Here is a 12141-nt window from a genome sequence, read left to right as displayed (position 1 = left end):
GGTCAGCGGTCGTACGGGTCGGCGGGGCGCCGCAGGTCCACGGCGGTCGCGGCGAACGCCAACGGGCCGGGCAGCAGCGGCAGGAGAACGGGCATGGCCCACAGCAGCAGCGCCGCCAGGACGACGGCTCCGGCCAGCAGGGCGGTGCCGCGCGGGTCGGCCAGGGAGCGCGCCAGCGCCTCCCGGCCCGAGAGCCGGTGCGGTCCGTCCAGGGCGACCGCGCGCAGGCCGACGGCCGCCGCGCCGAGGGCGAGCAGCATCAGGACCGGCGCCATGAGGGCCGCGCCGGGCAGCCCGGAGCGCAGCAGTTCCTCGTCGAGCAGGAACAGCACGGCGAACGCGGGCGGCACCAGGCCCTTGAGCAGCGCGGGCAGGGTCAACCGGGCTCGCACCTCGGCCACCAGGTCGCCGAGCCGGACCTGCACGCCGTTCGCCGCGGTCCGGCGCAGTACGGCGCAGGCGGCGGAGAGCGCGGCCGGAGCGGTGACCACCGGCAGGCAGGCCACGGCGGTGACCACGCCCACCAGCAGCATGTCGGCGAAGAGGGTGAAGCCGGAGCCGAACACCTCGCCCGGCTCGCGGTGGGCCCGGCGGGAAACGACGGGTGGGTGACTCATCGGTCCTCCTCAGCTCTTCAGTCCGGAGGTGGCCATGCCCTGCACCAAATAGCGCTGGAACACGAGGAAGAACAGCACGATGGGCAGCACGGAGATCACCGACATGGCGAACATGGGCCCGTAGGCGGAGGTGCTCGACTGGTCGACGAAGCTCCGCAGCGCCAGCGTGATCGTGGCCTTCTCCGGCGAGAGCAGGTAGATCATCTGGGCGAAGAAGTCGTTCCAGGACCAGATGAACGAGAAGATCGCGGTGGTGATCAGCGCGGGCCGGCTCAGCGGCAGGACGATGTGGAAGAACGAGCGGAACGGGCCGCAGCCGTCGATCCTGGCCGCTTCCTCCAGGTCCCTGGGCAGATTGCGCATGAACTGCACGATGAGGAAGACGAAGAACGCGTCCACCGCGAGGAATTTGGGCAGGACGAGCGGCCAGTAGGTGTTCATCATGCCGAGCTTGTTGAAGATGATGTACTGCGGGATCAGCACCACGTGCTGCGGCAGCATCAGCGTGGCCACGGTGAAGGCGAACATCGGGCCGCGCATTCGGAACCGCAGCCGCGCGAAGGCGTACGCGGCCAGTGAGCAGGACGTCACGGTGCCGATCACCGAACCGAGGCCGATCAGCATGCTGTTGCCGAGCAGCCGGGTCACCGAGACGCCGGAGACGCCGTCGAGCGCGGTGGTGTAGTTGCTCCACTCGAAGTGCCGGGGCCACAGGTCGACGCTGGTCACCACCTCGTCGGCGGGCTTGACGGACGTCACCAGCAGCCAGAGCAGCGGGTAGAGCAGGGCGAGCAGCGCGATCAGGGCGACCGTGTGGGGCAGCCAGCGGCGCAGGGTCAGATTCATCGTTCCGCCTCGTCCGCGTAGAACACCCAGGACCGGGAGGTCTTGAACAGCACCGCGGTGACGGCCGCGATGGCGAGCAGCATCAGCCAGGCCATGGCCGAGGCGTAGCCCATGTGCGAGGCGGTGAAGCCGCGCTCGTACAGATAGAGCGTGTAGAAGAGCGTCGAGTCGGCCGGTCCGCCGTTGCCGCCGCTGACGACGAAGGCGGGCGTGAAGACCTGGAAGGACTGGATCACTTCGAGCACCAGGTTGAAGAAGACCACCGGCGAGAGCATCGGCACCGTGACGGACACGAACTGCCGCCAGGCGCCCGCCCCGTCGAGCGCCGCCGCCTCGTACAGCTCCGGCGAGATCTGCTGGAGACCGGCGAGGAAGATGACCATGGGGGCGCCGAACTGCCAGACGGTCAGCAGCACCACGACGTAGGTCGCCAGATGCGGATTGCCGACCCAGCCGCCGATGTGGATGCCGAAGGTGCCGAGGACGTTGTCGATCGTGCCGCCGTCGTTGAACAGCGCCCGGAACACCAGCGCGATCGACATGCTCGCGCCGAGCAGGGACGGGGCGTAGAACGCCGACCGGTAGAAACCCCGGCCCCGGCTGCTGAGCCGCTTGAGCAGCATCGCGGCGCCCAGTGCGAGGGCCAGCTTGAGCGGGACGGCGATCACCACGTACTTCAGGGTGGTCAGGACCGACCGCCAGAACCGCGGGTCGGCGGTCAGCATCTCCGAGTAGTTGCGCAGGCCCACCCAGTGCGGGGTGGAGAGCATGTCGTAACTGGTGAAGGAGAGATAGAGGGAGACCGCCATCGGCACCAGCGTCACCGCGACCGCGCCGATCATCCACGGGGTGAGGAACACATACGCGGGCCAGCGTGCCTCCCGGCCGCGGCGGGTGCGCCGGTCCGGTCCCGGCGTGTCCTCGGCCCGCCCGGCGGCCTCGGCCACCTCGATCCGCGAGACGCTCATGACTCCAACTCCTGCTTCGCCTGGACGACCAGCTCATGGGCCGCCTTCGCGGGGGACGCCAGGCCGAACTCCACCCGCTGGTACTCGCGGACGAAGGCGCTCTGGATCGCGACGTCACCTTTGGGAGGCGCGGACGGCGGCGGCTGCACGCCGTACTTCTGCATCACCTCGTCGAACTGCCAGACCTTCAACTCCGGCCCTGTCAGCTTGCTGTTCACCTCGGCGGCGATCTTCTGATTGGGCGGCTGGGACCGGGTGACGCCCAGAATGTCGCCCGCCTGCGGGTCGTTGAGGAGGAAGTTCATCAACTGGGCTGCGGCCTGCGGGTGTTTCGAGTGGGCGCCGATGCCGATCAGCATCGTCGGCTTGAAGTACGACCCCGCCTTGCCGTCGATGGTGGGCACCGGCGCGAAGCGCATGGCGTGCCCGGTCGGGCTGGTGAAGCCGGTGAAGGTCGCGTCCCAGGAGTAGTCCATGGCGTCCAGGCCGCGGCTGAAGGCGCTGATGCCCGTCGCGTCGGCCTGCGCGCTGTCCTTGGCCGAGACCACCGCCCCCGCCTTCTGGAGTTTGTGGAAGAAAGTCCAGAAGTCGGCGAGGTCCTTTTCGGTGTAGCCGAGCTTGGTGGGGCTCGCGTAGAGCTGCTTGCCGTGGCTGCGCAACCAGTCCTCGAAGACGTCCTCGTTGCTCCCGCCGTCATTGCCGCCCGCCACGGTCCGCCCGTCGGGGGACTTCAGCTTCAGCCCGGCGATCCTCGCACTGGCGTCGGCCCAGTCCTGCCAGGTCCACGAGGGCTGCGGCGCCGGGACACCGGCCTTGTCGAAGACGTCGGCGTCGTAGACGTAACCGGTGATCCCGCGGCCCATCGGCAGCGCGTACTGCTTTCCCGCCAGATAGCCGGTGCGCACCAAGGACGTGTCCATCTCGGCGGTGTCGAGGGTGCCGTCCTTGACGTACCGGTCCAGGGGGAGCAGCGCGCCGCCGGTGGAGAACTGGGAGATCTGGCGGTAGTCGAGCTGCGCCAGGTCCGGTATCCCGCCGCCCGCGGCCTGGGTGGACAGCCGCTGCTTGTAGGAGCCGAAGTCGGCGTTGGACATCTGGACGCTGATGTCCGGGTGCGCCTTCTCGAACAGGTGCACCGCCTTCTCGGTACGGGCCTGGCGTTCGTCGTTGCCCCACCAGGAGAAGGTGAGGGTGATGTGACCGCCCGAGGCGCCTGAGGCGCCGCAGGAGGTGAGCGCGGCCAGCAGAACGGTGCTGCAACCGGCGGCGACCGCCGTGGCGACCGCTCGGCGGCGGAGGAACCGACGCCGGCCTCTTCGGGGCTCGGGCATGGTGGCCTTTCCGGGGTGGTTGGGTGGGCGGATCGGTGGCACGGGGTGCCCGCCGCCGCACGGGGGCTGGGAACGGCGACGGGCCGTACGGCTCACCCGTCGTGGGTAGACGTCGAGGGGCGGGGACGGGCCGTACGGCTCACCCGTCGTGGGTAGACGTCGAGGGGCGGGGACGGGCCGTTCGGCTCACCCGTCGTGGTAGACGTCGAGACGGCCGCACATCCCGAACCGTCCGGTCGCGGTGGGTCCGCTCGCGTGGGTACGGGCGTCGGCCAGATGGCGTGCGTCGCCGTCACCGAGAGCGGCCAACTGGTCGTGCGTGGCGGTCACGGCCGCGTGGGCGCCCTCACGCCAGCGGCGCTCCCAGTCGGCCAGGCGTGGCCGCACCAGCTCGGCCGCCGCGCGGTGGAAGGCGGCCAGCGGCTCCGGATCACCCGCGGCGACCGCGTCGCGCAGTTCGAAGAACCGGCGGGTGGCGAGGTCACGGCGGGCCCGCGCCGCGCCGACCAGCTCCCGCTCGCTCCCGCTCGTCGGCAGCCGGACCGCCGCCGCGTACGCCTCGGGGTCGGTCAGCCGGTCGGGGGGCAGGGTGAGGACGGCGTCGCCCGCCTCGGGGAGTCCGCCGTTCTGCATCACGACGGTGATCCGCAGCCCGCCGTCGTTGATCAGCCGGTGGATGGTGCCGGGGGTGAACCAGGCCACGGTGCCCGCGCGCAGCGGGGTCTCCTCGAAACCGGAGGCGGTCAGGGTCTGCACAGCGCCCTCGCCGTCCGTCACCACGTACCCCTCGCTGCACGTCAGATGGAGGTGCGGGGTGCCGCCGCCCGGCCTGCCGTCCACGGTCGGCCAGTCGTAGACGCTCAGCCGGGAGACCGCGACCGCCCCGGGGAACCCGTCGTAGCCCGCCGTCACCACGGGTGCCGCTCCAGATGGGCGGTGACCGCCGCACGGTCCCAGGCGCCGTCGGCGACATGGACGCGGTACGTACGGTCCAGGACCTCGCCGGGAGCCAGGACCAGCTCCTCGTGGAAGGCGAAGGAGGGGGCGACCGCGGCGAACGGGTCGGTGCGCACGAACCAGTGGGCGGGGTGGGTGCCCTTCTCGCCCGCGTGGTCGTTGCCCGGCGCGTGCTCGAAGACGACGGTGGCGTGCCCGTCGCGTCCGTCGTGCTCACCGCTGTAGGCGAGCCACGGCGCCTGCTCACCCATCAGGTCACGCTCGGCGCTGTCGCCCTCCGCGGTGAAGGCGTGTCCGTCGCGGAAGGCGCGCGGCCCGCGCCAGAACAGCCCGGTGTAACCGGCGTCGGGCCGCCCGGCGGTGGTGGGGCTGCCGAACCGCAACGGCTCGGCGCGCCGGTTGGTGACGGCCGAGGACCAGGTCAGGGTCCAACTGCCCTCCTCGGCGGTGACCTTGATCCTGCGGTCCTCCTCGGCCCAGAGCGAGCCGTCGTACGGGTGCCAGGTCAGGCGCTCGGCGATCACCACGCCGTCGGGCCCCGCCGACACCTCGTCGAAGCCGACGTGCGCCATCGAGCCGATCCGCTCGGGCAGCGCCACGTACCCCTCGCCGTGCACATACGTGTTGCCGCCCCACAGATTCTGACCCGACAGGTGCGAGGCGGTGAGCTGGAGGCCCTTGTGCCAACGGTGGTCGTTCGGGCGGTAGTCGGTGACCGGACCACCGCCGAGGGTGCGGATCGGGTGGAGGTACGGCTTCGGCGCCTCCCAGGCGGCCTCCGGGCGGTACACGTAGGCGAACAGCTCGGTACCGGTGGCCCGGTGGGTCACGGTGATCCGGTCGTCGTGGACGTGGGTCAGCGACAGCGTCATGCGGCCTGCTCCTCCTCGCGGGCGTCGACCGGCAGCCGGTCGGGTTCACCGCCGTGCATGGCGGTGTAGAACGGGTCGTCGGGGCCGATCTCGCCCGCCCGGACGGTGGCGTCGGTGAAGGCGGACTTGTAGAGCGCGGCGGTGAACTCCACGATCCTGCGGCCGCCTTCGCCTCCGGTCGGGTGCGGGGTTCCGGCCCGGATGTCGGCGACGAGGGCGCGTAGCTGGGCCAGGTGGGAACTGGGCTCGTCGAGGCCGAAGTCGTTCCAGGCCCGTGCCGTCCGCGCCGGGACGCCGGGGGCCGGGGTGATCCGCCAGTCGGCGTTGCGGTAGCCGTAGAGGTGGGTGAGCTCGACGGTCGCCAGCTCGCAGTCGATCCGTATCCGACTGACCTCGTCGGGGCTGAGCACGCTGTTGACGACGGTGGCGACCGCGCCGCTCGCGAACCGGACCTGGGCGGTGGAGACGTCCTCGGTCTGCACGTCGTGCACCAGCCGGGCGGCCATCGCGCGGATCTCCCGCCACGGGCCCAGCAGGTCGAGCAGCAGGTCGTTCTGGTGGATGCCGTGCCCCATGGCGGGACCGCCGCCCTCGGTGTCCCAACGGCCCCGCCACGGCACGGCGTAGTAGTCCGCCCCCCGGTACCAGGTGGTCTGGCAGTGCGCGACCAGCGGCCGTCCGAAGGCCCCCTCGCGCAGCAGTTCGCGGACGTGGCGGGCGCCGGAGCCGAACCGGTGCTGGAAGACGAAGGCCGCGGTCGGGGCGCCGGGGCCCCGCTCGGCGGCGGCCGTCACCGCGTCGTAGTCGGCGAGCGAGGGGCACGGCGGCTTCTCGCACCACACATGGGCGCCGGTCCGTAGCGCGGCGACGGCCTGCTCCCGGTGGAGCGAGGGCGGCGTGCAGAGGACGACCAGGTCGGGGCGTACCTCGCCGAGCATGGTGTCGAGGTCGGTGAAGGCGCCCGGCACGGAGAACTCCTCGGCGGCGGCGCGGGCCGCCTCCTCGGCGACGTCGACCACGGCGACGATCTCCACCGAGCCCTCCGCCGCCACAGCGGCGAGCGCGGGCAGGTGACTTCCTCGGGCGATGGATCCGGTGCCCACCACGGCGGTGCGCAGCGGGAGATTCGGGCGGTGCGGGGACATGCGGGCCCTCTCGTGAGGCTGGCGGTACGTCACGGGCGGTGGCGCGGTAACGGGCTGTCCGGCCGCCGCTCGACCGCCGGGGGTGCGACGGCGGTCCGCCACGCGCCCACGGCGTACGGGCGCACGGAGACCCCGGCAGGGTCGGCCAGTGGTTCCTTCGCCCGGCTGTTCCAACGTTGTAACCAGTGTGTGTCCTGGCGGTCAACCCCTTTGGCCGCGGACGACTGCCATCTGCACGCGTCTCCGGGACGCTCTGCGTTGAACTGCCCTACAATGAGGCGTCTCCAAGAAGGGCGGGTACGTGACAGCAGTGAGGCTCAAGGACGTCGCCGATCGTGCGGGCGTCTCAGTCAAGACTGTTTCCAACGTTGTACGCGGAATGTCGAGAGTGGCCCCCGCCACCCGAGAGCGCGTCATGGTCGCGGTGAGCGAACTGGGGTACCGTCCGAACCCGTCGGCGGTACGGCTGCGCACCGGCCGCAGCGGGCTGATCGCCCTGGCGGTGCCGTTCCTGGCCACGCCCTACTTCGCCGAACTCGCCCACCACGTCAGGACCGAGGCGTCCCGGATCGGACTCACCGTCCTGATCGAGGAGACGCTGGGCGACGCCCGCGAGGAGCTGCGGCTGGCCACCGGGCTCGGCGCGGCCCTGCTCGACGGAGTGATCCTCTCCCCGCTCCGGGTACCCTTCGACCAACTCGCCGCCACCACGGCCGGTTTCCCGCTGGTGCTGCTGGGCGAGCGCGAGGACGGCCGGGAGCAACTCCACGCCGACCACGTCCTGATCGACAATGTGGCCGCCGCCCGTGAGGCCACCGCCCACCTGGTCTCGCTCGGCCGGACCCGGCTCGCCGTCGTCGGCGTGGACCGGCAGGGCTCGGCGACCAGCAGGCAGCGCCTGGAGGGCTTCCAACTCGCCCTGCACGCGGCGGGTCTGCCCTTCGATCCCCGACTCGCGCCGCAGGTCGAGGAGTTCGACCGGCGCAGCGGGCTGCGGGCGGGCCGCGCGCTGGCCGCCCTGCCCGCCGGGAGCCGCCCGGACGCGGTGTTCTGCTTCAACGACATGCTCGCCGTCGGCGCGATCCGCGCCTTCCACGAGGCCGGTCTCGCCGTGCCCGGGGACATCGCCGTCGCCGGCGTCGACGGCAGCGAGGAGGGCCGTTACGCCACTCCCTCGCTGACGACGGTGGTGCCCGACAAAGCGGCCATCGCCTCGCTGGCCGTCACGTCACTGGCCGGCCGGATCGGCGCGGCGACCCCGCCGGGACACGCGGTGCACGTGGCCCCGTACCGGCTGGAGGTGGGGGAGTCCACGACGGGGGTGCGGCGTCCGGTGGCCGACTGACCGGCGGTGGCGCGCGAGTCGGTCGTGTCCGGGGGCGCCGGGCGATTTTCTCCGGGGCGCGGGCCGGTCTGCGCCGGGGCGCGGCTTCTCAGACCGCGGACGCGAGCGCGACGACGGTGCCGGTCGTCCTGGCCTCCTCCGCGGCCCACACCACGCGGTGACTGGCCAGACTCGCCGCCGCGTCGGACTTCAGGACGCCGCCGTCTCCGGTGGCGACCGCCTCCAGGAAGGCGTCCATCAGCGCCTCGTCACCCCCGCCGTGGCCGTCCGCGGCCGAGGCGCCGGCGGTGGTGCTGGTGTCCACGACGCCCTCCTCGCCGGTACGGAAGTCGACCGTCCTGATGGTGACGCCGTCGCCGTCGAGATAGCCGTGGGTGCCCAGCAGCCGGGTCCTGCGGTGCTCCTGCGGGGTGAAGGCGCTCATCGTGAACGAGCAGGTGGCGCCGTCGTCGAACTCCATGGAGACCACCTGGTGGTCGACGACGTCGTTGTCGCACGCGTAGACGCAGCGCCCGTAGGGACCGGTGCGCAGCGCCTCCAGGACACCGGACTCGGTGTGGTCCTCGGTGACCGCGGACAGCGGCCAGTAGCGCCGCTCCGGGTCCTCCAGACAGTCCAGGTACAGGCGCTTGGCCGAGTACGGGCAGGTGCTCTCGATGGGGCAGTCGGTGCAGCGCGCGGCGGCGCCCGCGGGGGCGGCCTCGGCCCGGAAGTGGGTGAGACTGCCGAAGGAGCTGACCCGGCGCGGCGAGCGGCCGAAGAGGTACACCAGCCAGTCGATGTCGTGGCACGACTTGGTGAGCAGCATCGGCGCCGAAGTGTCCGAGCGGCGCCAGTTGCCCCGGACGAACGAGTGCGCCTGGTGCCACCAGCCGACCGGCTCCAGGTGCTGGACGCTGACCAGACGGCCGATCGCGCCCTCGTCCAGCATCCGCTTGAGCGTCTGCGTGTACGGGGTGTACCGCAGCACATGGCAGACGGCGAGCATGATCTTGTTCCGCTCGGCGGCCTCGGCGATCTCCGCGGACTCGGCCTCCGTGGTGGCCATCGGCTTCTCCAGGAGCACGTGATAGCCGAGGTCCGCCAGCGCGACGGCCGGTTCGGTGTGCTGTCTGTCCTGGGTGGCCACGATCGCGGCGTCGGCGAGCCGGCCGGCCGCCGCCAGTTCCGACCAGTCGGCGTACACCCGGTCCTGCGGGACGGCGAACTCCTCGGCCGCGGCGGCGCGCCGCACCGGATCGGGTTCGGCCAGTGCCACCACCCGCCCTGTGCCGGTGACCTGCGCGTGGCGTGCGTAGGTCTGTCCGCGCAGCCCGGCGCCGACGAGAGCTAGAGTCACCCGAGACATAGGATCCTTTCCTATTTATCATGGACTCTCTCATTATTAAGCGCGCAGCAACCAAACTCAAGGGGACGTCGTGACCGAGACTCCGAGCGGCGGCGACCTCTCCCGGCTCCGGCAGCTCAACTCCCTCGCCGTGCTGGGGGAGCTGAGGTCCGCACCGGCGATGACCCTGACCGAGCTGTCCCGGCGGACCGGGCTGTCGCGCGCCTCCACGGAGGACGTGGTGCGCGAGTTGCTGGACAACGGCTGGCTGGCCGAGGTGCCCGCCGCGGCCGGGATGGTGGGCCGGCCCGCCCGGCGGTTCCGGTTCCGCGCCGACGCGGGCCGCGTGCTCGGCGTGGACATCGGCGGCCACAAGATCCTGGCGCTGGTGGCGGACCTGGACGGAACGGTGCTGCACAGCGCCCGGGTCGCGGTGGCGCCGGCCATGGGCCGCAAGGAGCGCCTGGCCGCGCTGGACGGCGCGGTGGCCGGGGCGCTCGCGGGCGGCGGCCTGACCACCGGCGACTTGTGGGCGACGGGCGTGGCCACCACCGGACTGGTGGACGGCGCGGGCAGGGTGATGCTCTCCGAGGCGCTGCCGGAGTGGACCGGCGTGGACGTCGGAGCGCATCTGCGCCGCCTGGTCGGCGGCCCGGCGCTGGTCGAGAACGACAGCAAGCTGGCCGCGCTGGCCGAGTCGTGGTGCGGGGCGGCGCGTTACGCCAAGGACGTGGTGGTGATCCTCGCCGGCCTGCGCACCGGCGCCGGGCTGATCATCGACGGCAAGCTGCACCGCGGCTTCGGCAACGCGGCCGGAGAGATCGGAGCACTGCCCGCTTCGGGCTGGATCAGGGCGCAGGAGCACCTGCGCGCGTGGCCGCCGCAGGCCGGTCCCGCGCCGGAGCGGACCGGGTCGTCGGGGTCGGGGCGGGGCGCAGGAGCGCACGCGGACAAGGCGGTTGACCAGGAGGCCGCGGCCGAGGCGGTGTTCGAGGCGGCGCGCGCGGGCGACCGCAAGGCCGCGGCGGTGGTGCGGCGCTATGTGCGGGACGTGGCCGTCGGGACGGCGGCGCTGGTGCTGACCCTGGACCCCGAACTGGTCGTGATCGGCGGCGGTTTCTCCCGGTCGGCCGACCTGATCGCGGAGCCGCTGCGGCGCGAGCTGGACCGCTGGTGCATCCGCACGCCCGAGGTGCGCATCTCCGAGTTCGGCGACGAGGGGGTGGCGCTGGGCGCGCTGCGGCTGGCCCTCGACCACGTGGACCGGCAACTACGCGAACGGCACGAACTGGGCGGCGTGGAGCACTTCTCCCGCCGCGTCTGACCGGGCGCGGAGACCACTGAGAGGAATTCTTCATCTCACGGGTCTTGACTTAATTTCCATGGACTCCATGATTAATGCCACTTGACGACTCCGGCTGACGGTCCACCGCCGGGGCGTGTGGATCCTGGGAGGGCCCGGTATGCGGAAGTCGGTGCGATGGTGTGCGGTGGCGCTCGGGGTGGTGCTGGCCGCCTCAGCCTGTTCGTCGGGCGGGAGCGGCTCGGACGCGAGCGGTTCGGGCGGCAAGGTCACCTTGTCGTACGGGGTGTGGGACGCGACGCAGAAGACGGCCATGGAGCAGCTCGGCCGCGAGTTCACCCGCACCCACCCCGACATCACGGTCAAGGTCCAGCTCACCCCGTGGGCCGACTACTGGACCAAGCTCAAGGCGGCTGCCACCGGCGGCGCCGCCCCTGACGTCTTCTGGATGAACGGCCCCAACTTCCAGCTCTACGCCTCCAACGGCGTGATCCGCCCGCTGGACGACGGAATCGCCAAGGACAAGACCGACCTGTCCGCCTACCCCAAGCAGTTGGTCGACCTCTACACGTACCAGGGCAAGCACTACGGACTGCCGAAGGACCTGGACACGGTCGGCGTCTGGTACAACAAGACGCTCTTCGACGCCGCCAAGGTCCCCTACCCGAAGGCCGGTTGGACCTGGAGCGACTTCCGGAAGGCAGCCGCGGAGCTGACGGACGCGAGCAAGGGCCAGTACGCCACCGGCGCGGAGCTGACCAGCTTCCAGGAGTACCAGTACAACACCATCGCCCAGGCCGGCGGCTATGTGATCTCACCGGACGGCAAGAAGTCGGGCTACGCCGATCCGAAGACGATGGAGGGCCTGCGCTTTTGGACCGACCTGATCCAGAAGAAGCAGTCGCCCGACCTGAAGACCATGACGGACACCGCGCCGCTCCAGCTCTTCGAGGCGGGCAAGCTCGCGATGTACTGGGGTGGCTCCTGGGACTCCCTGGAGTTCGGCGGCAACGCCTACACCAAGGACCGGGTCGACGTCGCCCCGCTGCCCACGGGCGAGAAGCGGGCCACGATCATCCACGGCCTCGCCAACGTGGTCTCGGCGCGGACCAAACACGCCGACCAGGCATGGCAGTTCGTGAACTTCCTCGGCTCCAAGCCGGCCGCCGAGATCCTGGCCAAGTCCGGGGCGATGCCGGCGTACAACGGCACGCAGGGCGCCTGGATCGCCGCCTACCCGCAGTTCCACCTCCAGACCTTCCTCGACGAGGTGCCGTACGGCGTCCCGTACCCGGTCTCGAAGAACACCGCCGCGTGGAACGAGGCCGAGTTGACGTATCTCACCAAGGCGTGGAACGGCCAGGAGCCGGTGGACAAGGCGGCGCGCGGGCTGGCCGCGGCGATGGACGACCTGCTCGCCAAGGAGTGAC

Annotated in this window: 11 protein-coding genes; 3 read left to right on the top strand and 8 right to left on the bottom strand. The window is 71.5% G+C overall.

From position 1 onward, the window contains the following. Positions 1–2 precede the first annotated feature (2 nt). The 7 genes from ACFZBB_RS23130 to ACFZBB_RS23100 all read right to left on the bottom strand — a co-directional run bounded on the left by ACFZBB_RS23130 (position 3) and on the right by ACFZBB_RS23100 (position 6736). Positions 3–617, bottom strand: a complete 615-nt coding sequence (locus ACFZBB_RS23130; protein WP_391125429.1) for a hypothetical protein — start codon at positions 615–617, stop codon at positions 3–5. Positions 618–626: 9 nt separating this feature from the next. After that, positions 627–1463, bottom strand: a complete 837-nt coding sequence (locus ACFZBB_RS23125) for an ABC transporter permease subunit (protein ID WP_391125426.1) — start codon at positions 1461–1463, stop codon at positions 627–629. Continuing rightward, positions 1460–2431 (bottom strand): ABC transporter permease subunit, encoded by a 972-nt coding sequence (locus tag ACFZBB_RS23120; protein ID WP_391125423.1) that lies wholly within the window; start codon positions 2429–2431, stop codon positions 1460–1462. The genes ACFZBB_RS23125 and ACFZBB_RS23120 overlap by 4 nt, the downstream gene beginning before the upstream one ends. Then, positions 2428–3762: an extracellular solute-binding protein gene (locus ACFZBB_RS23115; protein WP_391125420.1), complete on the bottom strand. Its 1335-nt coding sequence runs from the start codon at positions 3760–3762 to the stop codon at positions 2428–2430. Before ACFZBB_RS23115 ends, ACFZBB_RS23120 begins: the two co-directional genes overlap by 4 nt. A 186-nt stretch (positions 3763–3948) precedes the next feature. Next, entirely contained in the window at positions 3949–4677 is a 729-nt protein-coding gene (locus ACFZBB_RS23110; protein WP_391125417.1) for a cupin domain-containing protein, read from the bottom strand. Continuing rightward, entirely contained in the window at positions 4671–5591 is a 921-nt protein-coding gene (locus ACFZBB_RS23105; RefSeq protein ID WP_391125415.1) for a DUF6807 family protein, read from the bottom strand. The genes ACFZBB_RS23110 and ACFZBB_RS23105 overlap by 7 nt, the downstream gene beginning before the upstream one ends. After that, the gene (locus tag ACFZBB_RS23100; RefSeq protein ID WP_391125412.1) at positions 5588–6736 is read right to left on the bottom strand and encodes a Gfo/Idh/MocA family oxidoreductase; all 1149 of its coding nucleotides are present in this window, start codon (positions 6734–6736) and stop codon (positions 5588–5590) included. Before ACFZBB_RS23100 ends, ACFZBB_RS23105 begins: the two co-directional genes overlap by 4 nt. A 301-nt stretch (positions 6737–7037) precedes the next feature. Here ACFZBB_RS23100 and ACFZBB_RS23095 point away from each other — a divergent pair, with 301 nt between their 5' ends. Continuing rightward, on the top strand, positions 7038–8081 hold the full coding sequence (locus ACFZBB_RS23095) for a substrate-binding domain-containing protein (RefSeq protein WP_391125409.1): 1044 nt from the start codon (positions 7038–7040) through the stop codon (positions 8079–8081). An 88-nt stretch (positions 8082–8169) separates the two neighbouring features. Here ACFZBB_RS23095 and ACFZBB_RS23090 read toward each other — a convergent pair whose 3' ends face one another. Next, positions 8170–9429 carry a Gfo/Idh/MocA family oxidoreductase gene (locus tag ACFZBB_RS23090; RefSeq protein WP_391125406.1) on the bottom strand — a complete coding sequence of 420 codons (1260 nt, stop codon included), beginning with the start codon at positions 9427–9429 and terminating at the stop codon, positions 8170–8172. Between the two features lie 70 nt (positions 9430–9499). On the opposite strand from ACFZBB_RS23090, the gene ACFZBB_RS23085 reads away from it, so the two are divergent. Together ACFZBB_RS23085 and ACFZBB_RS23080 are read left to right on the top strand one after the other, a co-directional pair. Further along, positions 9500–10732, top strand: a complete 1233-nt coding sequence (locus tag ACFZBB_RS23085; RefSeq protein WP_391125403.1) for an ROK family protein — start codon at positions 9500–9502, stop codon at positions 10730–10732. Positions 10733–10871: 139 nt separating this feature from the next. After that, a complete protein-coding gene (locus tag ACFZBB_RS23080) occupies positions 10872–12140 on the top strand; it encodes an extracellular solute-binding protein (RefSeq protein ID WP_391125400.1) in 1269 nt (422 codons plus the stop codon). Position 12141: the final 1 nt, after the last annotated feature.

The sequence above is a fragment of the Streptomyces sp. NPDC008139 genome, from assembly GCF_042957025.1.
In the GTDB taxonomy this organism is placed as follows: domain Bacteria; phylum Actinomycetota; class Actinomycetes; order Streptomycetales; family Streptomycetaceae; genus Actinacidiphila.
The sequence above is the reverse complement of the archived record's forward strand: the minus strand, read 5'-3'. Positions and strand labels throughout refer to the sequence as shown.

Bases quoted from the DNA above. Each gene is read 5' to 3' on its own strand.
- ACFZBB_RS23115 (WP_391125420.1), bottom strand. From the start codon at position 3,762: ATGCCCGAGCCCCGAAGAGGCCGGCGTCGGTTCCTCCGCCGCCGAGCG.
- ACFZBB_RS23120 (WP_391125423.1), bottom strand. From the start codon at position 2,431: ATGAGCGTCTCGCGGATCGAGGTGGCCGAGGCCGCCGGGCGGGCCGAG.
- ACFZBB_RS23105 (WP_391125415.1), bottom strand. From the start codon at position 5,591: ATGACGCTGTCGCTGACCCACGTCCACGACGACCGGATCACCGTGACC.
- ACFZBB_RS23130 (WP_391125429.1), bottom strand. From the start codon at position 617: ATGAGTCACCCACCCGTCGTTTCCCGCCGGGCCCACCGCGAGCCGGGC.
- ACFZBB_RS23090 (WP_391125406.1), bottom strand. From the start codon at position 9,429: ATGTCTCGGGTGACTCTAGCTCTCGTCGGCGCCGGGCTGCGCGGACAG.
- ACFZBB_RS23080 (WP_391125400.1), top strand. From the start codon at position 10,872: ATGCGGAAGTCGGTGCGATGGTGTGCGGTGGCGCTCGGGGTGGTGCTG.
- ACFZBB_RS23100 (WP_391125412.1), bottom strand. From the start codon at position 6,736: ATGTCCCCGCACCGCCCGAATCTCCCGCTGCGCACCGCCGTGGTGGGC.
- ACFZBB_RS23125 (WP_391125426.1), bottom strand. From the start codon at position 1,463: ATGAATCTGACCCTGCGCCGCTGGCTGCCCCACACGGTCGCCCTGATC.